The following is a 22,486-nucleotide window of genomic DNA, read 5'->3' as shown; positions in this document are numbered from 1 at the left end:
ACGGCTGATCGCGTAGCCTCTCGTCAGAGCTGCTGGGATGCGAGGTCGAATCGGTTGTCTTCTCCGATCGTCCGGAATATCGGACAACGGATGAAACGACGAACGACCGAGCGTACGGCAGTGTGGGTGGGTCGCTAGTGAAGCGAGGAGGAGGTCCAGTGATGAGAGGTGAACCACGTGGTCACCGGCTCGGTTCGAAACTGACGCGGCGGGGACTGCTCCGAGGGTTGGCAGTCGGTGCCGCGGTGCCCGCAGTGAGCGCGTTGCTGGCGGCCTGTGCGGGTGGACAGGCCACGCCGACACCGGCCCCGCAACCGACACCGACGGCTGCTCCAGCGGCACAACCGACTCCGACTGCTGCGGCTGCGTCACCGACGCCGGCTGCGCCACCGACGCCGACTCCGGTCGTGCTGAAGGGGACGAAGTTGAACATTCTCTTCGGCACCTTCTTCGTTCCCGAGACCCAGGATCTCATGAAGCAACAGCTCCAGGAGTTCGGGAAGGAAACCGGCGTCGAGGCGACGATCGACTTCATCAACTGGCCGGATCTCCAGCCCAAGATCAGCGCGGCCGTGCAGGCAGGGGCTGGTCCGGACATCGTCGGAATGTGGGATACCTGGCCCTCGCTCTATAAGGACGCACTGGTCGATGTCGCCGAAATCGTCGAAAAGCGGATCAAGGGGGAGGGGGACTACTTCGACTGGGTCAAGAAGACCGTGATGGTCGGCGATCAGTGGCTGAGCATTCCGATTGGTGCCCCGACGAGCGCACAGGTCTACCGGAAGAGCCTCCTGGAGAAGGCCGGTTGGCCCGATCCGAACAACCCGCCGGACACCTGGGAAGATCTCTTCAAGATCGGCGTGGAGTTCAAGAAGTTGGGTATGCCGCTCGGACAGGCTTTCGGCCACTCCACTGGTGACCCGCCGTCCTTCTGCTATGCCTTCATGTGGGCCTACGGGGCGATGGAGGTCGAAGCGGACGGGAAGACGGTCGCGTTCAACAAGCCGCAGTTCGTCGAGGGGATGAAGCTCTTCCTGAGCTATTGGAAGCCAGCGTTCGACGAAACCGGATTGTCCTGGGACGATGCGACCAACAACCGGGCTTTCCTGGCGGGCCAGATCGGCTGGACCTTCAACGGGAGCAGCATTTACATCGCGGCCAAGAAACAGGCGCCCGACATCGCGGAGGACATCATCCACCATATCTATCCGAAGGGACCAGCCGGCCGATTCAACAATTTGGGGAGCTGGTCGGTCGGGATCCTCAAGTACTCGAAGAACGTTGCCGGTGCCAAGGCGTTCCTCGAGTGGTGGACGGCGCCCGAGCAGTTCCGCAAGTGGCTGGAGATCCAGCAGGGATACCAGGTCGCGCCGACCCAATACTATCTCGATGACCCGTATTACAAGGCTGACCCGAAGCTGGTGCCGTATGTGGAAGCGGCCAAGTACGGTCGCAACAAAGGCTACGCCGGGCTGGGCAACGAGAAAGCAGCCGAGGCATTCGCGCGGTATGTCGTGGTCGATACGTTCGCCCGCGCGATCCAATCCGGCAATGCCGAGGAAGCGATCCAGTGGGGCGCCAGCGAATTGGAGAAGATTTACAGTCGATGAGCGAGTCCGGGCTGGGGCAGTCGGTATACTGCCCCAGCCCGGCTGATGCACCGCAACGAGCATGACGATCGGAGTCACGCCATGACGACTGCGCCAGCCAGGACCGCTGTCCAGGCTCTTCCGCTGACCTGGCGCGAGCGAGCCCGCCAGTGGCTCGACAGCGAGCCGGTTCTCGCCTACCTGTTCATGTCGCCCGGCTGGCTGATCTTGCTCCTGTTCATGAGCTATCCGTTTTTCCTCGGAATCTGGATCTCGCTGACCGATCGGATGGTCGGATTTCCGGGTGGTGAATTCGTCGGGCTTCGGAACTATCGAGAGCTTCTGCACGATGGTGTCTTTCGACTGACGGTGATCAACACCTTCATCTATGGCTTCGTGACTGTTCCATTCAAGTTGTTGCTTGGTCTTCTGCTGGCGCTCCTCTTGAACCAGGTGTTTCCGCTGCGGAATGTGCTGCGCGCGGCTCTCCTGCTTCCGTGGATCGTACCGACCGCGCTTTCCAGCCTGGCTTGGCTGATGCTCTACGATGCAGTGTTGAGTCCTTTTTCTTGGATGCTGAAGAACTGGGGACTCATCGAATCGAACATCGCGTTCCTGGGTACGCGCACGAATGCCATCATTTCTCTCTGTATTGCCAATATTTGGCGTGGCACGCCGTTCTTCGCGGTGGCCATTCTGGCCGGCCTGCAGGCGGTGCCGCAGGAACTGCACGAGGCGGCAGCGATCGAGGGGGCTAATAGCCTGCAGCGGTTCTTCGCGGTGACGCTGCCGGTGATCAAGGGGATCATCGTCATCACCACACTCTTCTCGATCATTTGGACGTTCGCGGATTTCCAGCTCGTCTATGTTCTGACGAAAGGTGGGCCAGCGAACTCGACGCACATTTTCGGTACCTTCGCCTGGCAAGAGGGGATCGGCGGCGCGGGTAAGCTCGGGATGGGTGCAGCGGTTTCTCTGTACATGTTCCCGGTTCTCGCTGTCCTCTCTGCTCTCTTGCTCCGCTACGTTCGTTCGCAGGAGGCCTGAAGTGGTCGGGAGCAATCGGCTGAGCAGTCGGCTCCTCTTTCTCTATCTGCCACTTGCTCTCTTCACGATTTTTCTCCTGTTCCCCTTCTACTGGATGTTCATTATCTCGCTCAAGCCGAATTCACTTTTGCTCAACATGAAGATCAATCCGCTCTTCTTGACACAGGCGACGCTCGACCATTACCGCTATCTTTTGACGAATACCGATTTTCCGCGTTGGGCGTGGAATACCGCAGTGGTGACATTCGGTTCGACGTTTCTCTCGCTGACGAGCAGCATCTTGATGGGTTACGCGCTCGGTCGCTTTCGCTTCCGGGGCGGCAATCTGGCCGGTACTGCGATCTTCCTCGCCTACTTGATTCCGCCGACCCTCCTTTTCATCCCCTTGAGTCAGGTCGTCGCCCGCTTCGGGCTTTACAACACGTACTGGGCATTGATCCTGACGTACCCGACGTTCCTCATTCCTTTCGCCTCCTGGCTCTTGATGGGGTACTTCCGCACGATCCCGCGCGAGTTGGAAGAGTGCGCGATGATCGACGGGGCGAGCCGGTTCCAGGCTATGTGGCGGATCATCTTGCCGCTGGCTCTCCCCGGAGTGCTCTCTGCTGGTATCTTTTCCTTTACCTTGTCATGGAACGAGTTCCTCTACGCCCTCGTCTTCATGGGTTCGGGCGAGATGAAGACGATTCCGGTCGGGACGGTGAGCGACCTCATCCGGGCCGATGTCTTCCAGTGGGGTCCGCTCATGGCAGCCGCCATGCTCGGTTCCGTGCCGGTTGCCATCGCCTACATGTTCTTCGTCGATCAGTACGTTTCTGGTCTGACGGCTGGTGCAGTGAAAGGATGAGCAGCTGGATCGCGCACAGGCTTTCCGTATACTAATGGCGGGGCGATCTTCGGCGCGAGTGTGACCGGTTCTGCATGACGGAGGGTGCAGATGGCCCAAGTCATCTATGATCACGTGACGAAGCGGTTCGACGGTGTCATTGCTGTCAACGATCTCACCCTCGAGGTCAAGGATGGGGAGTTTCTCGTCCTCGTCGGTCCCTCGGGGTGTGGGAAGACGACAGCGTTGCGCTGTCTGGCTGGTCTGGAAGAGGTGACGAGCGGCGACATCATCATCGGTGACCGCGTCGTCACGCATGTGCCTCCGAAGGACCGCGATATCGCGATGGTTTTTCAAAATTACGCACTCTATCCGCATATGACGGTGTACGAGAACATGGCCTTCGGTCTCAAGCTCCGTAAGGTGCCCAAGCAGGAGATCGATCGGCGGGTGAAAGAAGTCGCCGAGATGCTCGGCATTCAGGATCTTCTCAATCGCAAGCCCCGCCAGCTTTCCGGTGGTCAACGGCAGCGCGTCGCGCTCGGTCGTGCCATCGTTCGCGAACCACAGGTGTTCTTGATGGACGAGCCGCTTTCCAATCTGGATGCCAAGCTTCGCGTCCAGACACGCGGCGAGCTGATCAAGCTGCAGCGCCGCCTCGGGGTCACGACGATCTACGTGACGCACGACCAGGTCGAGGCAATGACCATGGGTCACCGTATCGCGGTGATGAATCAAGGTGTGCTCCAGCAGCTGGACACACCGGAAAACCTCTACGATCACCCCGCGAACCTGTTCGTCGCGACGTTCATCGGTAGTCCGGCGATGAACATCTTCCCGGCCCGCGTCGTCGTTGGTGATGGGACGGTCCGGTTGGTAGCGGGCGATGTCACGCTGGAAGCGGCACCAGAGCAGCGCAACCGGCTCGCTGAGTACAGCAACCGCGAAGTGCTCGTCGGCATCCGACCGGAGGATCTCATCGTTCAGCCGGGGCAGGTGAGCGTCGATCGCCAGTTGCGTCTTCCGGTGGAGATCGTGGAGCCGCTCGGTTCGGAGACACTCGTGCACTTGCGGGGCCCGGCCGGAACGATCATCGCCAAGGCTGATCCACATGTGCACTTCTCGGTCGGTGAACTCGCCGCGGTCACGGTGAAGGTCGAGCACCTGCACGCCTTCGATCCGCAGACGGAACTCGCGCTCTTCTGATCGCAGCGCCAGACAGAACTGGGACGGACGCGCGCCGCAGCAACGAGGCGCGCGTCCGTTCGCGGAATCCGACTGACTCTCGAGCAGGCGAACCGGTTCTCCGAGGCACGGGCCTCAATGTTGGGTCGTGCGGAGAATGGTGCGAATGCGCTCCGCGACGACCTCGGCCTCGCCGGGCTCCAACGTTTCGGCTGTCAGCGAAATCCGATGCTCGTCGTGCAAGGCGACCGCGATCCGGGGGTCTCCCTCCCACAGGCGATCGCGCAACTCGCGGGCGGTCATGCCGCAGCAGGATGGATCGATCTCCAGAACGAGCCGAGGCAACGGCTGCCCGGCTTCGTTCGGGAACGCACGCGTCGCGCGGACGCCAGGTATCCTACTGAAGTCTGCGATCCAGGCAGCTACCGTGTCCTCACAGGCGCGCACGCGTGCTTCATGGTCGAGAGTGAGGTATCGCTCCACCGCCACGAGGAGACCGATCAGCTCTTCGCGGCTCACCTTGAAGGGGCGGCCGAGTTGCTGGTATGGGGGACCGTGGAGGGCGATCGCCTCGATCAGGTCGGCACGGCCGACGATCAAGCCGGTCGATTGCGGTCCAGCCAAGTCCTTGCCACCACTGAAAATCGCGAGATCGGCTCCCAGATCGCGCGTGAAGCGCCAGAGGTTCTCAGCTGGTGGAAGCTGGGCCGCAGCATCGACGATGACCGGGACGTCGTGTGCATGAGCGACTGCCACGACCTCCTCCAGCGGGGGAGCGCCGCGTGCCAAGTGCGCTCCGGCGACGTACACCACTGCTGCGGTGCGCTCGCTGAGCGCTGATTCCAGTTCCCATGGATCGGTGGCCAGTGCGTTCCCGATCTGAACCAGCTGGACTCCAGCGAGCCGAATCGCCGGGTCGTACGGGATCCGGTGAGCGGCCTGGATGACGACCTGATCCTTGTAACCTTCGAGGTCCGGGAACTGAGCGCGAAGGCGCGCAATACTCGCCGGATCCGGACCAGTCACGCAGGCCAGCGTCGCCAGCGTCAACCCTGCCGCCGCGCCGGCAGTGACGTAGGCTGCTTCGTTCCTCGTCAGGTCGGCCAATCGTCGCCCAACCGCCCGCTGGAGCTCGACGAGATCGACATACCATTGTGCAGCCTCCGCCATCGCGGCGATGACTTCGGGCGGCATGATGGAACCGCCGAGCCGCGTCAGACGGGCATCGGCGTTGATGACACGCCGGACACCGAGTCGCTCGTACCAGCTCATGGGGTCCTCTCCTGACTTCGTACCGCACTCTGCTTCGGTATGACAGAGATCGTACCGTCAGCTTCGAGGACGACGAGTGCGGCTTGCGAGATGTCCTCAAGACCAGCGTGACGCAGGGCCGCTTCTGCTTTCTCGAGATCGATCCACTCGCGGCGCAGTGCTCGCCGATCCCATCGTCCATCGCGGGCGAGAATGCTCGGCGGTGGCTGGAGCAGCCGTTTCAGCGGGGGAAAACGCAACGAGGCCCAACCGAGCGACCAATTGCCGATGAAGAGGGTGCCGCTCAGAATGATCCCGCCGAGCAGCGAGGAGTCCGTCCCCGTCATAGCGGGCTGGAGCGAATTAGCCGTAAGGAGCAACAAGGCGAGATCGAAAACCGTGAACTGACCGAGTTGCCGTTTACCGAAGAGTCGCAGCGCGAGGATGAAGAGTAAGTAGATCGCCAGACCACGCAGGATGAGTTCCCAGACTGGTATGGTCAGCTTCCACATGTGATCAACTCCCGTCGAAGCGAAAACCGAGCACAAGAACTCCTTCGTGCGTTGCCAGCTGAGGCATCCTAGCAGATCGGCTGATAACGAGGCGTCTTTCTCTTTCGAGAGACGAACAGCGCTCGGTGCAGGCACCGAGCGCTGTTGCACGATTCGACCCCGTGGGACAGCGATGATTACACGGCGCTGCGCACTTCGGCAGGAAAACTCGCGTTGGTGTAGACCTCCTGCACGTCGTCCAAGTCCTCGAGCGCTTCGAGCAGCTTGAGGGCGCTCTGAGCCTGACCGCCCTCGAGCTCGACCGTCGTGGTCGGGATGCGTTGGATGTCAGCCTGGCGGATCTGGTAGCCGGCTGCCTCTAACTTCTCCGCCACGTCGCTCAGCTGGTCGGGATCGGTCGTGATGATGACCGAATCGTCTTCCACCTCGAAATCGCGAGCGCCTGCGTCGATCGCAGCGAGTGCGATCTCCTCTGGATCATGACCGTCAGTGGCGACGACGATCTGCCCAACGGTTTCGAACTGCCAGGCTACCGAGCCGGTCTCGCCGAGCGAACCACCGTACTTGGAGAAAATGTGTCGAACCACCGAGGCTGTCCGGTTGCGGTTGTCCGTCAAGGCGATAGCCATGATGGCGACGCCGCCCGGCCCGTACCCTTCGTAGACGATCGTCTCGTATTCAGCCGCTCCGCCAGCCGCACCGCTCGCCTTGGCGATCGCGTTTTCGATGGTGTCCTTCGGCATACCCTCGCGCCGCGCGCGCTCGATCGCCATGCGCAGCCGCACGTTCGTCTCCGGGTTCGGACCGCCTTCGCGCACTGCGACATGGATCTCGCGAGCCAGCTTGCTGAAGATCTGTCCCTTGCGGAAGTCGGCGGCCTGCTTCTGTCGTTTGATCTGGGCCCACTTGGAGTGGCCAGCCATGGATCTCACCTTCCTCCGTCAACATCTTTGACCGTCGTGGATGACGACGGCAGTCCGATCAGCGGTACCCCGCGATACCGGTCATGGTTTGCTCATCGTTTGGGAGAGCACGGGGCACCAGGTCGAGTGCTCGCGGGCCAGTCACGTTAGCGTGTTCGACCGACCGCGAAGAGCCGGCGTTCCTTAAAAAGTGTGCCAAGGAGCAGCCGGATCGGGCAAGGTGAGACGTTATCGGGTGCTGTCGAGTCGGCGGACGACGACCGCCCGGCCGCGCAGGCGCGTGCGGCTGAGCGCAGCGACCACGCGGTCGGCTGCGCGCTGCGGCACGTCGACGAGCGTGTACCGGTCGGCGATCTCGATCTGCCCGATTTCCTTACCGGGTATGCCGGCCTCATTGGCGATGGCACCCACGATATCGCTCGGGCGAATACCGTCGCGTCGTCCGAGTTCGAGTCGCAGGCGGACCATACCTGGCTCGGCTCGCTCGATCTCCGTCAGGTCGCCGGCCCGTTCCGGGCTGACGTTCCGAGCTTCCAGGAGAAGCAGAACAGCGGCTGCCGCGATATCGACCGCATCGTGATCCGGGAGCAGCTGATCGACGATCCTACGCCCGAGTTCGAGATCGCGCTGCTCGATCACTTCCGAGAGCGATGCGCCGAGAAGCTCGCGTTGGCGACGCGCAATCTCCTCGCGGGTCGGGATGCGCTTCGGGATGAGTCGCTGCCCGATCGCTCGTTCGATCGTGCGCAAGAGCCAGCGTTCCCGCGGTTCGATCAACGTGATCGCGGTGCCCGTTGCCCCAGCACGTCCAGTGCGACCGATCCGGTGCACGTAGGATTCCGGATCGCTGGGGATATCGAAGTTGATGACATGACTGACCGCCGGAATGTCCAATCCACGTGCCGCGACGTCGGTGGCGATCAGCAGGTCGACTTGTCCAGCGCGGAAGCGCTGCATGGCGCGATCGCGCATGGCCTGGCTGAGGTCGCCGTGGATCGCCTCGGCAGCGTAGCCGAGCGACTGCAGTTTATGGGCCAGTTCATCGGCGCCGCTCTTGGTGCGCACGAAGATGATCGCGGAGGTCGGTGCCTCGTAATCGAGAATCCGACTCAGCGCCTCGAGCTTGGCATGCGCTGCCACCTCGTACACCGTCTGCGCGATGGAGGGGACAGTCACCCGTTCGGGGTGGATGGCGATGGTCACCGGTGCTCGCAGATAACGCTGCGTCAGCTGGCGGATCCGGGGCGGGATCGTGGCCGAGAAGAGGGCGGTTTGCCGCTCGCGCGGTACATGCTCGAGGATCCACTCGACGTCCTCGATGAAGCCCATGTCCAGCATTTCATCGGCTTCGTCCAAGATGACGACGCGGACCTGATCCAGTCGCAACGTCTCGCGGCGCAAGTGGTCCATGATGCGGCCCGGAGTGCCGACGATGACGTCGACCGGGTGCCGGAGGGCACGCAGCTGCCGCTCGATCGGCTGACCACCGTAGAGTGCCAGGACGCGGGCATCGAGATAGCGGCCGAGACGATGGATCGCTTCGGCCACTTGGATCGCGAGTTCGCGCGTCGGAGTGAGAACGAGCGCTTGCGGACCATGCCCGTAAGGGACCAATCCCTGAAGAATCGGCAAGGCGAATGCTGCGGTTTTGCCTGTTCCCGTGTGGGCTTGGACGATAGCATCGCGCCCACTCAAGAGAACGGGGATCGCTTCCGTCTGGACCGGCATCGGTTGCTCGAAACCGACATCACGGAGGGCAGCGAGCAAGGCGGGCGAAAGCCCGAGTGCGGCGAATCCGCTCGGGTTCATCACTGTCAGGGTCGAGTTGTTCACGAGTACTCCTCTGAAATCGAATCGTTCATCGGTGCGACCGCGGGGTTCGACCGAGGTGCAACATATCAACTATACCATCCTGCCGTGGTCCACGACGCCAGTCCATGCTTTGGCGTGCCTGCGCTCGTGCAGCCGAAAGCTCGGATCGTCAGGCACCCGTGATCCTGGTCCGATCGACGTGCGTCCCTGCTGACGATGGATCGGAATGTTTGTCGAGCGCGGAGAAACCGCTCGTGGAACTTCACGGGATTCGACTGCTCGGGTATGGTGAGACGGGAAAGCAATGATGACGGGGGGCATAAGTATGCGGGAGAACCACGCCAAGCGGAAGATGTTGGCTGGCCAGCCGGCCTTCGGCTATACGCTGCAGCTCGGCGCACCGCTCGTCGCAGAGGCACTGGCTAATTGCGGGATCGACTTCATCTTGATCGATACGCAGCATGGCACCTTCGGCCCGGATACGGTTATCGCCACGCTGATGGCGCTTTCCTGCGGGCGCGCGGTGCCTATGGCTCGGGTCGCACGCAACGATTACACACTGATCGGGCGCTTACTGGACGACGGGGTGCTCGGCATCATCGTTCCGCTGGTCCACACCCGAGAGGATGCGCGAGCGGTTGCCGACGCTTGCCGCTTTCCGCCGCGCGGTATGCGTTCGTGGGGATGGGGACGTGCTCGGGTCTATGGAGCTGATTATCCAGAATGGATCGACGAGGAGCTCTTCGTTGGTGTGCAAATCGAAAGTGCCCAGGCAGTGGAGAATGCCGAGGCGATTCTCTCGGTTCCCGGTATCGACGGTTGCTGGATCGGGCCCGGCGATCTTGCTCTGTCTCTCGGAATCGACCCGCGTCGGGCGGCTGGTGACGAGCGGCAGGAGCGCGCGATCGAACGCGTGCTGGAAGCTTGTCGGAATACGGGCAAAATCGCGGGTTACGCTGCCTATAGTGTCGAAGACGCCTTGTACCGAGCGCAGCAGGGTTTCCGATTCGTCACGGCCGGTAGCGATATCGGCTTCCTCGTGCAAGGAGCGCTGCGTGGCGTCGAACAGCTCGGTCTGACTGCACAGGTCGGACGAGGATATGGGGAATAAGGGACTCGCGCAGAACCGGCAAGCACTGCTCAAGGCGTTCCAGGCGAGTCTGAAGGCGCGGCCGGGTGTAGAGTACATCAATTTGGTGATCTTCCGGCCGCTCGGATTCATCGTGGCCTGTGCCCTGTTGCCAACGCGAGTCAAACCAGAGCAGGTCGTCATTGCTCATACCGGACTCGGTCTCCTGGCAGCTGGGTGCCTGGCTCGTGGCTGGGAGCGAGCGGCGGCAGTACTCCTCCAGGTGGTAACCGTTCTCGACAATGCCGATGGTCAACTGGCTCGCTTGCGGCAGCAGGAGAGCGAACTGGGCCGATATCTCGATACCGAACTCGATACGCTGGTCAATACAGCTCTTTTCGCAGCGATCGGATACCGTACACGAGGCTGGCGAGCGTCATTGGCTGCACTATCGGCCTTTACTGGCCTTCTGAGCTGGGATTTCAATCTCGAGTACTTGTACCGGGTAGCGAGGGGTGAAGTCTTGCGAGCCGCAGTGCGCGATCCGGATCGTCGGGCGGTCCAGCTCGCTCGCGCTGTCTACCGGCTCGTCTTCGCACCCCAGGACGCGATGATTCGCTGGCTGGAAGAACTGGGCTTGTGGCTGTCCGTCGGACACCATGCCCGTGAAGAGCGCGTCAGACGCTCCTGGTGGCATCCGATCGTGGTCACGGTGGCAGCGAACTTGGGTCGTTCGACGCAATATTTGTGGCTCGGCATCTTCGCGTGGCGACGGCGTCTCGATTCTTACCCAACGTTCGTCCTGAGTCAGCTCTTGATTCCTCTTCTCCTGACGATCTGGCGCTGGTCCGCCGTCCGGCGTCAGGTGAGCGGTAGACGCGAGGGGATTGTCTAACAGGAGTGAGAACCTCAGCGGGCGCTTTCCGGGCAAGGGCTGTGGAGAGCCGGCAAGGTGCTGCGCTGACGGTCCGTTCTTGCCCCGGGGCTGCGAGTGGTGACTCCGTGACGGAGGGTGCGGGACTTGCGATCTGGTGCGAAACCTGCGTCGGCGCTGGTGCAATGAGGGGCCGTTTCGAGGGCCCGATCGATGGATTGGCCTTCCGGGTTCATGCAAGCGGGCCTCAGCGTCTGACATTGCTCGATAGATCGGGTCGTCGGGTCCGGCTTCGTCTCCACGCTGTGGTGGCCATTCGGAACGAGCAAGCGACTGCAACGCTCGCCCACCAACCATGAAACCTCGGTGTGGCAAGTCGCTGCACTGGTCCGTCGCGGCGCTCGATCGAACCGAGCTGCAATTGACCAAGCGGCTTCTGCCGCTCACGCCTCTGTCCAGTCCCTACCGTTCTACCTCGGTCGCTACCCCCCGCCGATCGCGCGGCACCTATCTCGGTGATCGCTATGATCGAACCCGTGTTGTGCTAGCGCTTGCTCGGTTGCCGGCCGTGCGGTATCCTCTATCGCGCGCTGCTCCGGGCAGAAGATGTATTCGAGCATGAACGGAACGGCGTTGGATGAGCAATGATTTGGTAAGCGAGGCGGCAATGCACCATCATGAAGAACTCGTCCACCTCGAGGATACGGGCCTCGAGTTCACGACGACCTGCGATCTGGAGCGTCTGCGCTCGTTGGTTGCCCAGTGGTTGGAAATCATCGGCGAGGATCCGCACCGGGAGGGATTGGTGCGGACACCGCAGCGCGTCGCGGAGGCATGGGCATTCCTGACCCGGGGCTACCGCCAGAATCTCCACGAGATCGTCAATGGCGCGATCTTTCATGTGGAGCAGGATACCATGGTCGTCGTCAAGGGGATCGAGTTTTACTCGATGTGCGAGCACCATCTCCTCCCGTTCTTCGGTCATGTTCACATCGGGTATCTGCCACGCGGCCGCATTCTCGGGTTGAGTAAGTTCGCCCGCATCGTCGATCTCTATGCGCGTCGCTTACAAGTCCAGGAACGTTTGACAAACCAAATCGCGGAAGCGATTGCCGAGCTGCTCGATCCCCAAGGTGTCGCGGTCGTGGCCGATGGCATTCATCTCTGCATGATGATGCGCGGTGTCGAGAAGCAGCACGCGCGCACCACGACCAGCGCCATGCTCGGAGTCTTCCGAGAATCGGCAGCGGCCCGCGAGGAGTTTTACCGTCTCCTCTCCACGAGTTCCTGAGTCCAACCACGATTCAATGGCGCCGTGCCGGATCTTGGGCGAGCCAGGCGGCGAGTTCCTGTTGCATCAGGGCAAAGCCATCGGTACTCGGTGACTGGAAGGTGACTTTGGGCCGGGGCTCGGCGAGAAAATCGCCCTCGATCGCACCCGCCACGCCGCGTCCAGCCAGGAACCAACAGCGCCCATAGGCCTGGAGCTCCGGTTCGGGTGCTGTTCGACCGAGCCACCGCGCTAGATCGCGTGCAGCCACTTCCGCTTGCTGCTGGGCGAAAACCGCCGCCTTGGGAACCAGGAGCGTGTCCCGAATCCGCACTGCCGCAACATCGCCGATGGCCCAGATTCCTTCGAACCGGGTGCGCATGCTCCGCAAGTCGGCAGGTACCCAGTCAACCTCAGCGAGGCCGGCTTCCTGCACAAAAGTCGGAGCCCGATGGGGCGGGACAGCGATGAGGAGATCGAAGAGTTCGCGCCGGCCAGAGGCGAACTGGGCTTCGCGGTGCCGACCATCCACGGCAACCAGCTGTTCACCGGTGAGCACGGTGATTCCCTGCTGGTTCAGGAGAGCGACGAGTTCTCGCCCGATCTCTGGACCAGCCACCGCGAGCGGCGACTGCTCCGGTGTGACCACCGTCACCTCGACCGAGTTACCGATCCCGCGCTCCACAGCGAGGTCGCGAACGAGAAGAGCAGCTTCGTAGGGAGCTGGTGGACACTTGTAGGGAAGCCTCGTCACCACGATCAGAACGCGACCTCCCGCGAGGCAGCGCAAGCGCTCGCGGAGGTGGAGTGCCGCGGGTAGCGACCAGCAGTGTCCGGCTGACCCATTCTCCAGCGCCGTAACCAGACCCGGTACCGTTTCCGGGACGAGCTCAGCGCCGGTCGCCACGATCAAGGCATCGTACTCGAGTGTTCCGGTGGTCGTCTCCACGCGTCGGTTCACCGGATCGATACGCGTCGCCTCAGCAGGCACGAACTCGGCGACGCCGGCGAGGACGCGCGAGGGTTTAATGGTCACGTCTTCTGGTTCATGCCAGCCGCGCATGATGGACAGCAACGTCACCCCGAGCCGTTGCTCGTCCTGTCGGTCGATGACGATCACGCGATCCTCGGCTTCCAAATACTGCCGAACGGCACGAGCGGCAGCGACGCCGCCAGGACCAGCACCGATGATCAGCACCGTATGGCTCATCGCCTCTCTCCTCCGCCGGATCGTCCCTCGCTCTCGAGCATTGTACCTGGGGGCTGGAGGTCGGGGCACGAGCGTCATCCGATGGCTTGCAGTCGAAGAGTCTCGTGAGTAGAATCGCCGCGATGACATTGAGTGAGCAGATTCGATCAGATTTTATAGGAAATGGCTGACTCGGTTCGGGTTGTAGGCGGGGGCGGATCGGATGGCAGCGCGGATTCGGATCGGATCGCGGGGGAGCACGCTGGCCCTCGCCCAGACCGAGGAGGTCGTCGAGCGGCTCCGTCGCCTCGTTCCGGAGTGTTCAGTGACGGTCGTCCCCATCGTGACGACGGGTGATCGCGATCGAGCAACCTCGCTCACTGTTCTCGGCGGAAGCGGCGTGTTCGCGAAGGAACTGCACGAAGCGCTCCTTGCGGGCACGATCGATCTCGCCGTTCACAGTGCCAAAGACCTCCCCACTCAGCTTCCTCCTGGCCTGGTTCTCGTCGCGGTTTTGGCTCGAGAGGATGCTCGCGATGTGCTGGTTACCTCGCCACCACGGAAGCTCGGGGAGTTGCCGGCGGGGGCGCGAGTAGGCACGAGTTCGCGGCGACGGCAAGCACTGCTCCAACGAGCACGGCCTGATCTCATCGTCGTCGATATTCGGGGCAATGTGGACACTCGCTTACGCAAACTGCGTGAAGGGATTGTCGATGCCCTGGTGCTCGGAGCTGCCGGTCTGCGAAGACTCTCGCAGGCTGATCTCGTGGCCGAGTATCTGGATCCGGACGAGTTCGTTCCAGCACCGGGGCAGGGAGCTTTGGCAGTCGTCGCGCGTGAAAGCGATGGGCGACTCGAGCTTCTCAGCCGACTCGACGAGCCGTTGGTCCACGAAGCGGTTGCGGTCGAACGAGCGTTCCTCGCAGCCTTCGGATCCGGCTGTTCCGTGCCGCTCGGTGCCTACGCGACAATCGCAGGGAATCGATTGCGTTTTCGCATCGCTGTCCTTCTCCCCGATGGTCGTTTCATCAGTCAGTGCCTGGATTGGCCTCGCGAGGAAGCGATCGAGCGTGCGCGGGAACTCGGGCTCACCCTGGCCACTCGGGAAAAGCCCCATGTTTCCCAGCGAACAACCGATCCTCTCCGGGGCCGCCGCGTTCTTTTGGTACGCCCGGCTGGGCAAGAAACGTTTCTCGTCGAGCGACTTCGTGCTCTCGGGGCTGAGGCAGTCATCCATCCGCTCATCCGCATCCTGCCGCCTGAGGATTGGGGCCCTTTGGACGCTGCGCTGGCAGATCTGGCGCGTTTCGATTGGGTCGTCTTCACCAGCGCGAACGGGGTACGAGCGACGCTCGAGCGGTTGCGGCTTCTCGGCGGTGGATCGGAGCTGCTTCGCGAGAAACGACTCGCCGCCATCGGTCCGGCGACTGCTCGTGCGTTGCGCGAATACGAGCTGGAGCCAGACATCGTCCCTGACAAATTCATCGCCGAGGCAGTTGCTGCACAGCTGATCGCGCGCGGCGTGGCAGGGGCGCGCGTTCTGGTCGCGCGTGCGGCAGAAGCACGCGAGATCCTGCCACGGCGGCTCGAAGAAGCCGGGGCCACGGTCGTCGTTGTTCCGGCCTATCGGACGGAGCTGCTTCCACTCGACGAGGCGATACAGGCGGCTCTCGAGGCAGGGACCATCGACTGGATCTTCTTGACTGCGAGTTCAACCGCGCGTGCGCTGGCTGCCGCACTCGGTGACATCAAACGATTGTCCGATCGCATTCGTATCGCCGCGATCGGTCCGGTCACGGCCGGGACCGCTCGAGAGCTCGGATTACGCGTCGATGTCGTTGCCGATACCTACACGGCTGAGGGGTTGATCGAAGCGGTGGTGCGAGCGGAAAGGAGCAGGGGGTGAGCATCGAGCGAGGGCGGTTTCGCCGGTTGCGTCGGCTGCGACAGACGGAGGGACTCCGTCGTCTGGTCCGCGAGACGCGTTTGAACGTGGAGGACTTCATTTATCCCTTGTTCGTCGTTCATGGTCGAGGCGTCCGGCGTGAAGTGGGGTCGATGCCGGGCGTTTACCAGTTGAGTGTCGATCAGCTGGGGGCAGAAGTCGAAGAGTTACTGGAACTCGGTATCGGTGCGGTTCTCGTCTTCGGTATTCCTGCTCAGAAGGATGAACTGGCTAGTGAAGCCTACGATCCGGATGGCATCGTGCAGCGCACAGTCAGGGAACTGAAAAAGCGCGCGCCCGATCTCGTGGTGATCACCGATGTCTGTAATTGCGAATACACCTCACACGGGCACTGTGGGATCGTGCGTGATGGACGGATCGTGAACGATCCCACACTGGAACTTTTGGCACGGACCGCGGTCTCGCATGCCGAGGCGGGAGCCGACATGGTGGCTCCGTCCGATATGATGGACGGACGAGTCCTCGCTATCCGTGAAGCCCTCGATCGGGCCGGCTTCATCGAAGTTCCGATTCTCTCCTATGCGGCCAAGTACGCATCGGCCTTTTATGGACCGTTTCGTGAGGCGGCGGAGTCGGCCCCGGCGTTCGGCGATCGCCGTTCCCACCAGATGGACCCCGGCAACCGGCGGGAGGCCCTGCGCGAAATCGAGACCGACATCGAAGAGGGGGCGGACGCGATCATCGTCAAACCAGCTCTTGCCTACCTGGATGTGATCGCCGCGGCGCGTGAACGGTTCGAGGTACCGATCGCAGCCTACAACGTGAGCGGTGAGTATGCGATGGTCAAGGCGGCTGCCCGCAACGGTTGGATCGACGAGCAGCGAGTGGTTCTCGAACTGTTGACGGGGATCCGTCGAGCCGGTGCGCAGATGATCATTACCTATCACGCGAAGGATGTGGCGCGCTGGCTGCGGAGCGGACGGATCGGAACTGCACTCGAGCAGGCTCTCCTCGGCTGAGAAAGGGGTGATGATGGAAAATTCCGGTTCTCTCTGGGACGCTGCTCGGCAATTCTTTCCAGGTGGAGTGAACAGCCCAGTGCGAGCTTTTCGGGCAGTCGGTGAGGAACCGGTCGTCGCAGTGCGCGGTGAGGGTGCCTACCTCATCGATGCGGACGGACGGCGATTCCTCGATTACATCTGCTCGTGGGGTGCTCTGCTCGCCGGGCACGCCCATCCGCATGTCGTCGATCGTCTTTCGGAAGCCATCCAGCGGGGGACGAGTTTCGGTCTTTTGTCGCCGTACGAGGTGGAGTTGGCACGGGCGATCGTCGCGTCCGTTCCCGCGATCGAGCTCGTACGCTTCGTCAATTCGGGAACGGAAGCGACGATGAGCGCGATTCGCCTGGCTCGGGCGGTCACCGGCCGGAATCTCGTCGTGAAGTTCGCCGGCTGCTATCACGGCCATGTCGACGGCTTGCTGGTCGCTGCCGGTTCAGGCGTTCTGACATTCGGATTGCCAGGGACGCCCGGCGTCACGGAAGGGACTGCGCGTGACACCCTCGTTCTACCCTACAACGATCAGGAAGCCGTGGAAGACGCGTTCGCTCAGCATGGTGAGCGTATCGCGGCGGTCATCGTGGAGCCGGTTGCCGGGAACATGGGAGTGGTTCCACCGGCTGCTGGCTTTTTGTCGCGCCTGCGCGAGTTAACGCGGCAGGCTGGGGCACTCCTCATCTTCGATGAAGTAATCACCGGTTTTCGATTAGGACTCGGTGGGGCTCAGGAACGGTTCGGTATCCTGCCAGACCTTACCTGTTTGGGGAAGGTCATCGGTGGAGGTCTTCCGGTCGGTGCCTACGGTGGCCGGCGCGACCTCATGGAGCAGGTGGCCCCGAATGGTCCAGTGTATCAAGCGGGGACGCTGGCGGGTAACCCACTCTCCATGGTGGCAGGACTTGCGACGCTCGAACTGGCTCGTGAACCAGGGGTTTACGGTCGTCTGGAGACTTTGGCTGCTTGGCTCCAGCGAGGACTCGAGGAAACGATCCAGGAGTCTGGTCTCCCGGCGCACGTCCAGCGTGTCGGCTCGATGCTCACGCTTTTCTTCAGCCAGCAGCCGGTCACGGATGCGCAAACGGCTGAGCGATGCGATACGGCCCGCTTCGCTGCGTTTCACCGGGCCATGCGTGCGCAAGGCATTCTGCTGCCGCCCTCCCAGTTCGAAGCCTGGTTCGTCTCACTCGCTCACCGGGAGGAGGATATCGATCGCACGATCGAGGCGGCGCGGAAGGCATTGGCTGAGGTGGCACGGGGGTGACGATGACGCTTTCCGTGGTCGCTGTAACGCATCGAACAGCGCCGGTCACGATCCGCGAGCGATTGAGTTTGCCGGTAGAGCAGCAGTGCCAATGGCTCCAGCGCTGGGGAAACCAGGTGCCTGAAATCGTGCTCCTGGTCACGTGTCACCGTACCGAGGTTTATTGGCTCGACGGCGAGGAAACTGCCCATCGAGGAGTGGAATGGTTGGCTGAACTGGGTGGACTGACGGTCGAGGAACTCGAGCGTTGGGTCTTGCAGCGTAGCGGCGCAGAGGCGGTTCGTCATGCGTTTTGTGTCGCTGCTGGGCTCGACTCGCGGGTCGTCGGTGAGCCGCAGATCCTCGGACAGGTACGTCGTGCGCGGGATCTCGCTCGGGCAGCGGGAACGCTCGGCCCAATCCTCGACCGGCTGTTCTCTTGCAGTCTGGCAACGGGGCGAATGGTCCGGGTTCGTGCCGGCTGGTCGACCGGCAAGCGGTCGCTCGCGCGCGTGGCGGTGCGCGAGGCAGCGCGGCTCTGCAGTGATCTCCAGTCGGCACGGGTTCTCGTGCTGGGAGCAGGCGAAACTGGTCGAGACGTCATCGCTGCATTGTGCCGTTGCCAGCCGGCAGTGGTGTGGTGGACCAATCGGTCACCGGGGCGACTCGCCCAGATCCCATCTGAGGAACCTGTGCGGATTGTCGACTGGAGCGAGTGGCCTCGACTCGTCACCGAAGCGGATGTCGTTTTTGTCGCGACGAATGCGCCGGAACCGATCGTTCGACTGGAGCACGTCACTCGCCATGCTCGCCTCCCACGCCTACTGGTCGATCTCGCCGTGCCACGCAATGTCGATCCAGCCATCAGCGACGTGCCTGGGATTCGGGTGGTGACGATCGACGATCTTCCAGCTGATCCCGTTCCTGTCGCGGCATGGGATGGCGTAGCGGTCGAGCCGTACGTCGAACGCGCTGTACAGCGCTATCTTCGTTGGTTGGAGGCCCGCTCGATAGCCGCGGAGATCCGTGCCGCGCATGAAACGCTCCAGTCGATGTTGGAGCGCGAACTCGAGAAGGTGTTGCGGTTGGCTCTTCGCGATCCTGCACGGACTGGCGAGGTGAAACGTGTGGCGGCGGCGAGCATGGCTCGCAAGACATTATTTCCTCTTTTCCGAGCGCTCGAGTCGGAACCTCAGCGAGTCGCGCTGGCCTTGCGTCTGCTCGCCTATGACCGCTGACTAGCCCGCTTTTCCTGCTCCCCGGTAGGATAACCGACCAGACACGATGAGGACGGGGGTCTCTCGGCGACCCTCGTCGCTCTGTCGATGATTGCCGGTGAGTGAACTGTTTCTCGTGGTCGTGACGAGGAGACTCGATGCTGGTTCGTACGTACCGACCGTGCCAGCCGCAGGTGACCCGCTCGCGGGAGCGGATCGGTGAGGCGCTGGTTTCTCGAGGACTCTTGCGTCCGGAAGACCTGGAACGAGCGCTCGAGTACCAGCGCCGGACGGGTGACCGGATCGGCCGCATTCTGATCGCACTCGGTTTGGTCAAGCGACAGCAGCTCTACCAGGTGCTGGCTGAACTCTGGGGACATCCATACGTCGATCTTTTACGCGAGCCGCTGGATGCTCGACTGGCGCGACTTTTCGACCCCGAGGCGCTCGTGCAACGACGGTGCTTCCCGGTGCGGCGCGTCGGCAACGAGGTATTCGTGGCGACAGCTGAGCCACCCGGAGCCGAACTCGAGGAGTACATCCGATCCGTTCTGGGGTCGGTCACGGTACGACCGCTCGTCACGAGCGAATGGGATATCGACTACGCCATCCGAACAATCTTTCGTGATCTCGTGCTGGATCGGGCAGCCTTGGGCCTGTACTACCGAAGTCCGGACGAGAGTGCGCGGCAGGTACTCGTCCGGTGGCAGAAGGTCGCGCTCGCGCTCCTGTTGATCCTGGTCGCGGCCGGATTACTCATGGTGCCGACACGCACTGCGGTCATCGCTTCAGCGCTCGTCAATAGTGTGCTCTTCGTTTTCGTGCTCTTTCATTTCGTGGTGGCCATGGCCGGAGCGAAGCACGAGCACGTGCAGGCGATCTCCCCGGAAGAGGTGCAGGCACTACGCGACGACGAACTTCCGATGTACACCGTGCTCGTGCCGGTCTATCGCGAAGCCAACGTCGTGCCGCATCTCATCGAGAATCTCCGCAACCTGGACTACCCGGCGAGCAAACTCGAAATCTTGCTCTTGATCGAAGAGGACGACGAGGAGACATTGGCTGCGGCCAAGGCGGCACGGCCACCGGAGACGGTAACCTTCATCGTCGTCCCCAACGGGCTTCCCAAAACGAAGCCGAAAGCGTGCAATGTCGGCTTGCTCTTCGCTCGCGGTGAGTTCCTCACGATCTACGACGCGGAAGATCGCCCGGAACCAGATCAGCTCAAGAAGGCGATCTTGGCCTTCCGCAAAGGATCACCGGACCTCGTCTGTGTTCAGGCAGCGCTGAACTATTACAACGCGACCGAGAATCTGCTCACCCGCATGTTCACGCTCGAGTACTCGTATTGGTTCGACTACGTTCTGACTGGTCTGGATCGCTTGCGCTTGCCGATTCCGCTCGGTGGGACGAGCAACCATTTTCGGGTGGGTCGCCTCCGGGAACTCGGTGGGTGGGATCCGTTCAATGTGACCGAGGATGCTGATCTGGGTATCCGGGCAGCGGCCCGCGGTTACCGAGTTGGGGTGATCAACTCTACAACCTGGGAGGAAGCGAATAACCACGTCGGCAATTGGATCCGCCAGCGCTCGCGCTGGATCAAGGGCTACCTGCAGACGGTTCTCGTGCACACCCGCCATCCGCTGCGCCTCGTCCGCACAGCTGGCATCCGCAATACGTTCGGCTTCGTGTTGCTGATCGGTGGCGCGCCCTTTGCCTTTCTCTCGCTCATTCCGCTCTGGTCGTTGACGCTCACGTGGATCGTGACGCGTACCCACGCATTCGATATCTTGTTCCCACCGGTCGTGCTGTATATCAGCCTGTTCAATCTCCTGATCGGGAACGGTGTGATGATCTATCTCGGCATGCTCGCCGGGTTCAAGCGACGTCGCTACCAGCTCATCCCCTTCGCGCTGCTCAACCCCTTCTATTGGATCCTGCACTCGATCGCATCCTACAAGGCGGTCTGGCAATTGATCACGAAGCCCTTCTACTGGGAGAAGACGCGTCATGGCCTCAGCCGTTATCTCGAAACCGGTTCCGCAGCCAGCGTCGCCGCCGAGTGACGAGCTCCGTCTCGTCGATTTGAGCTGGCGCGCTCATCTCCTGCGCGTCGCCCTTTTCAGTCTTCCTTTCCTGGCGCTCGCGCTGGTGACGTATCGGTACGGATTTTTGACGAATGCGCACGCGCACGTCACCGCGAAGGCCTTGCTGGCAGCCGACCGTTTGCGCTTGGAGGTCATCGGTTTCCTGTATCCGCCGCTGCCGTTCTTGCTGGTGCTCGTGTTCCCGCGGCCGTGGCTTCCGAGCGTGCTGGCGAGTATTGCGGCAGGGGCGACTGCCTGGCTCGTCTGGTACGACTTGGAACGAGTTGGATTGGCTCGCCTTTGGCGGATGCTCCTGCTGGCTGCGGTCGTCGTGATTCCTTCGAACGTCTTTCTCGCGACGCAGGCGTATCCGGACATGCTGGCGCTGCACCTGATCGTCGTGGCCTGGCACTATTACATCAATTTCGTTCGTCATGGCCACACCTTCAGCGGTTTCGTGGCAGGCCTGATACTCGGACTCGCCTTTTACGCCAACTTCTATGCACTCGTCTATGCGCTCGCGCTGGCGAGTCTGGTACCGCTCTTTCGCCGGTCGGAAGCGAGCACGGGGCAGGGCGGGGAATGGGCTACCCTGAGCCAGATGCTGGTGACGGCTTTCCCCGCTCTCTGGGCTGTGGCGAGCTGGACCTACATCAACTGGGTTTTCACCGGTAACCCGATGATGTATCTGACGGACCCGGCCGCTGCAGTGATCGATCCAGAGCGGTGGGGAGTGCCGCTGGCGGAACGCTGGGGTTGGCTCGCGGAGTTCGGCCGCGAACTCATCATGCAGCCGCTGCTCCTCGGAGTGTTCGCTGCCAATCTCTGGCGGGCGCCCCGACGCCTCGTACCACTCGCCGTTCTCGCGTTCGTTCCCAGTCTGTTGCGGTTTTTCGGGTTCGCCTATCCGTTGCCGCTCGTCCTTGCAACCTATACCGTCCTTGCGCTGATCGCGCTGCCGGAACGTTTGCCGCGCTGGGTGGGACCCGTCATCGTCGCGCTCGCGCTCGGACAAGGTGCGACCACGGCGGTGTTGCTGCAGCATGCAGGCGAAGTTCGGCAGTGGCAGCAGGTTCTCGTCAACGGTATCCCGCGAGCGAGCGATCAGGACGAACGGGAGCTCGGCCAGCGTTTGCGAGCGGCTCCACCGTATTCGATTCTGGCCGATGATCGGAGTGCCTATCGCATCATCGCGCGTGCGGAGACAGCCCGACCGTTCCTGCTGCCGGCCGATGCGTCCTTCGGGGCGGCGCTTGCCGAGCCGGCCCGCTCTGTCGGGTACATCCTCGTGACGCAGGAGCCGCTCGGTCGCGATCTGGTCAGCGAGCGGTTTGCAGACGGTCCGCCGGACGGCTTCGTGGTCGACGGACAGCAGGGATCATGGAAACTCTACCGGCGGATCGATCAGCCGAGTCTCCTGCACTGAGCCGA

The 22,486-nt window shown here is 62.2% G+C and carries 18 protein-coding genes; 13 read left to right on the top strand and 5 right to left on the bottom strand.

Features of this window, described 5'->3' with window-relative positions:
- Positions 1–161 precede the first annotated feature (161 nt).
- The 4 genes from TRD_RS05290 to TRD_RS05275 all read left to right on the top strand — a co-directional run bounded on the left by TRD_RS05290 (position 162) and on the right by TRD_RS05275 (position 4,668).
- Positions 162–1,610 carry an ABC transporter substrate-binding protein gene (locus TRD_RS05290; protein WP_041435992.1) on the top strand — a complete coding sequence of 483 codons (1,449 nt, stop codon included), beginning with the start codon at positions 162–164 and terminating at the stop codon, positions 1,608–1,610.
- Positions 1,611–1,691: 81 nt separating this feature from the next.
- The gene (locus tag TRD_RS05285) at positions 1,692–2,636 is read left to right on the top strand and encodes a carbohydrate ABC transporter permease (protein WP_015922090.1); all 945 of its coding nucleotides are present in this window, start codon (positions 1,692–1,694) and stop codon (positions 2,634–2,636) included.
- 1 nt (position 2,637) lies between these two features.
- A complete protein-coding gene (locus TRD_RS05280; RefSeq protein WP_015922089.1) occupies positions 2,638–3,483 on the top strand; it encodes a carbohydrate ABC transporter permease in 846 nt (281 codons plus the stop codon).
- Positions 3,484–3,573: 90 nt separating this feature from the next.
- A complete protein-coding gene (locus tag TRD_RS05275) occupies positions 3,574–4,668 on the top strand; it encodes an ABC transporter ATP-binding protein (protein WP_015922088.1) in 1,095 nt (364 codons plus the stop codon).
- A 114-nt stretch (positions 4,669–4,782) separates the two neighbouring features.
- Here the strand turns inward: TRD_RS05275 and TRD_RS05270 are convergent, their stop codons facing one another.
- The 4 genes from TRD_RS05270 to TRD_RS05255 all read right to left on the bottom strand — a co-directional run bounded on the left by TRD_RS05270 (position 4,783) and on the right by TRD_RS05255 (position 9,142).
- A complete protein-coding gene (locus tag TRD_RS05270) occupies positions 4,783–5,919 on the bottom strand; it encodes an aminotransferase class V-fold PLP-dependent enzyme (RefSeq protein WP_015922087.1) in 1,137 nt (378 codons plus the stop codon).
- Positions 5,916–6,410 carry a DUF421 domain-containing protein gene (locus TRD_RS05265; RefSeq protein ID WP_015922086.1) on the bottom strand — a complete coding sequence of 165 codons (495 nt, stop codon included), beginning with the start codon at positions 6,408–6,410 and terminating at the stop codon, positions 5,916–5,918. The genes TRD_RS05270 and TRD_RS05265 overlap by 4 nt, the downstream gene beginning before the upstream one ends.
- A 176-nt stretch (positions 6,411–6,586) precedes the next feature.
- Complete coding sequence (locus TRD_RS05260; RefSeq protein WP_015922085.1) at positions 6,587–7,333, bottom strand: YebC/PmpR family DNA-binding transcriptional regulator; 747 nt, start codon at positions 7,331–7,333, stop codon at positions 6,587–6,589.
- Between the two features lie 228 nt (positions 7,334–7,561).
- Positions 7,562–9,142: a DEAD/DEAH box helicase gene (locus TRD_RS05255; protein WP_041436668.1), complete on the bottom strand. Its 1,581-nt coding sequence runs from the start codon at positions 9,140–9,142 to the stop codon at positions 7,562–7,564.
- A 328-nt stretch (positions 9,143–9,470) separates the two neighbouring features.
- Between TRD_RS05255 and TRD_RS05245 the strand changes: the two genes are divergently transcribed.
- From TRD_RS05245 to folE, 3 genes are all read left to right on the top strand, one after another.
- A complete protein-coding gene (locus TRD_RS05245; protein ID WP_015922082.1) occupies positions 9,471–10,256 on the top strand; it encodes an HpcH/HpaI aldolase family protein in 786 nt (261 codons plus the stop codon).
- Positions 10,246–11,109, top strand: a complete 864-nt coding sequence (locus tag TRD_RS05240; RefSeq protein WP_015922081.1) for a CDP-alcohol phosphatidyltransferase family protein — start codon at positions 10,246–10,248, stop codon at positions 11,107–11,109. The genes TRD_RS05245 and TRD_RS05240 overlap by 11 nt, the downstream gene beginning before the upstream one ends.
- 616 nt (positions 11,110–11,725) lie before the next feature.
- Positions 11,726–12,379 (top strand): GTP cyclohydrolase I FolE, encoded by a 654-nt coding sequence (folE, locus tag TRD_RS05235; RefSeq protein WP_226980678.1) that lies wholly within the window; start codon positions 11,726–11,728, stop codon positions 12,377–12,379.
- 13 nt (positions 12,380–12,392) lie between these two features.
- Here folE and TRD_RS05230 read toward each other — a convergent pair whose 3' ends face one another.
- Positions 12,393–13,568 (bottom strand): NAD(P)/FAD-dependent oxidoreductase, encoded by a 1,176-nt coding sequence (locus TRD_RS05230; RefSeq protein ID WP_015922079.1) that lies wholly within the window; start codon positions 13,566–13,568, stop codon positions 12,393–12,395.
- 202 nt (positions 13,569–13,770) lie between these two features.
- On the opposite strand from TRD_RS05230, the gene hemC reads away from it, so the two are divergent.
- The 6 genes from hemC to TRD_RS14835 all read left to right on the top strand — a co-directional run bounded on the left by hemC (position 13,771) and on the right by TRD_RS14835 (position 22,481).
- A complete protein-coding gene (gene hemC, locus TRD_RS13575; RefSeq protein ID WP_015922078.1) occupies positions 13,771–15,453 on the top strand; it encodes a hydroxymethylbilane synthase in 1,683 nt (560 codons plus the stop codon).
- Positions 15,450–16,472 carry a porphobilinogen synthase gene (gene hemB, locus TRD_RS05220; RefSeq protein ID WP_015922077.1) on the top strand — a complete coding sequence of 341 codons (1,023 nt, stop codon included), beginning with the start codon at positions 15,450–15,452 and terminating at the stop codon, positions 16,470–16,472. The genes hemC and hemB overlap by 4 nt, the downstream gene beginning before the upstream one ends.
- Positions 16,473–16,485: 13 nt before the next feature.
- Positions 16,486–17,772 carry a glutamate-1-semialdehyde 2,1-aminomutase gene (hemL, locus tag TRD_RS05215; protein ID WP_041436663.1) on the top strand — a complete coding sequence of 429 codons (1,287 nt, stop codon included), beginning with the start codon at positions 16,486–16,488 and terminating at the stop codon, positions 17,770–17,772.
- A gap of 2 nt (positions 17,773–17,774) precedes the next feature.
- Positions 17,775–18,989 carry a glutamyl-tRNA reductase gene (gene hemA / locus TRD_RS05210; RefSeq protein WP_226980733.1) on the top strand — a complete coding sequence of 405 codons (1,215 nt, stop codon included), beginning with the start codon at positions 17,775–17,777 and terminating at the stop codon, positions 18,987–18,989.
- A gap of 137 nt (positions 18,990–19,126) precedes the next feature.
- Positions 19,127–21,034, top strand: coding sequence for a glycosyltransferase family 2 protein (locus TRD_RS14840; protein WP_015922074.1), 1,908 nt, complete (start codon positions 19,127–19,129; stop codon positions 21,032–21,034).
- Positions 20,979–22,481, top strand: coding sequence for a hypothetical protein (locus TRD_RS14835; RefSeq protein ID WP_041435991.1), 1,503 nt, complete (start codon positions 20,979–20,981; stop codon positions 22,479–22,481). The genes TRD_RS14840 and TRD_RS14835 overlap by 56 nt, the downstream gene beginning before the upstream one ends.
- Positions 22,482–22,486 lie beyond the last annotated feature (5 nt).

This window comes from Thermomicrobium roseum DSM 5159, assembly GCF_000021685.1.
GTDB classification, from domain to species: Bacteria; Chloroflexota; Chloroflexia; order Thermomicrobiales; family Thermomicrobiaceae; genus Thermomicrobium; species Thermomicrobium roseum.
The sequence above is the reverse complement of the archived record's forward strand: the minus strand, read 5'-3'. Positions and strand labels throughout refer to the sequence as shown.

Bases quoted from the DNA above. Each gene is read 5' to 3' on its own strand.
- TRD_RS05265 (WP_015922086.1), bottom strand. From the start codon at position 6,410: ATGTGGAAGCTGACCATACCAGTCTGGGAACTCATCCTGCGTGGTCTG.
- TRD_RS05285 (WP_015922090.1), top strand. From the start codon at position 1,692: ATGACGACTGCGCCAGCCAGGACCGCTGTCCAGGCTCTTCCGCTGACC.
- hemA (WP_226980733.1), top strand. From the start codon at position 17,775: ATGACGCTTTCCGTGGTCGCTGTAACGCATCGAACAGCGCCGGTCACG.
- TRD_RS05230 (WP_015922079.1), bottom strand. From the start codon at position 13,568: ATGAGCCATACGGTGCTGATCATCGGTGCTGGTCCTGGCGGCGTCGCT.
- TRD_RS05270 (WP_015922087.1), bottom strand. From the start codon at position 5,919: ATGAGCTGGTACGAGCGACTCGGTGTCCGGCGTGTCATCAACGCCGAT.
- folE (WP_226980678.1), top strand. From the start codon at position 11,726: ATGAGCAATGATTTGGTAAGCGAGGCGGCAATGCACCATCATGAAGAA.
- TRD_RS05275 (WP_015922088.1), top strand. From the start codon at position 3,574: ATGGCCCAAGTCATCTATGATCACGTGACGAAGCGGTTCGACGGTGTC.
- TRD_RS14840 (WP_015922074.1), top strand. From the start codon at position 19,127: ATGCTGGTTCGTACGTACCGACCGTGCCAGCCGCAGGTGACCCGCTCG.
- hemL (WP_041436663.1), top strand. From the start codon at position 16,486: ATGGAAAATTCCGGTTCTCTCTGGGACGCTGCTCGGCAATTCTTTCCA.
- TRD_RS05290 (WP_041435992.1), top strand. From the start codon at position 162: ATGAGAGGTGAACCACGTGGTCACCGGCTCGGTTCGAAACTGACGCGG.
- hemC (WP_015922078.1), top strand. From the start codon at position 13,771: ATGGCAGCGCGGATTCGGATCGGATCGCGGGGGAGCACGCTGGCCCTC.
- TRD_RS14835 (WP_041435991.1), top strand. From the start codon at position 20,979: ATGGCCTCAGCCGTTATCTCGAAACCGGTTCCGCAGCCAGCGTCGCCG.
- TRD_RS05255 (WP_041436668.1), bottom strand. From the start codon at position 9,142: ATGAACCCGAGCGGATTCGCCGCACTCGGGCTTTCGCCCGCCTTGCTC.
- TRD_RS05240 (WP_015922081.1), top strand. From the start codon at position 10,246: ATGGGGAATAAGGGACTCGCGCAGAACCGGCAAGCACTGCTCAAGGCG.
- TRD_RS05260 (WP_015922085.1), bottom strand. From the start codon at position 7,333: ATGGCTGGCCACTCCAAGTGGGCCCAGATCAAACGACAGAAGCAGGCC.
- TRD_RS05245 (WP_015922082.1), top strand. From the start codon at position 9,471: ATGCGGGAGAACCACGCCAAGCGGAAGATGTTGGCTGGCCAGCCGGCC.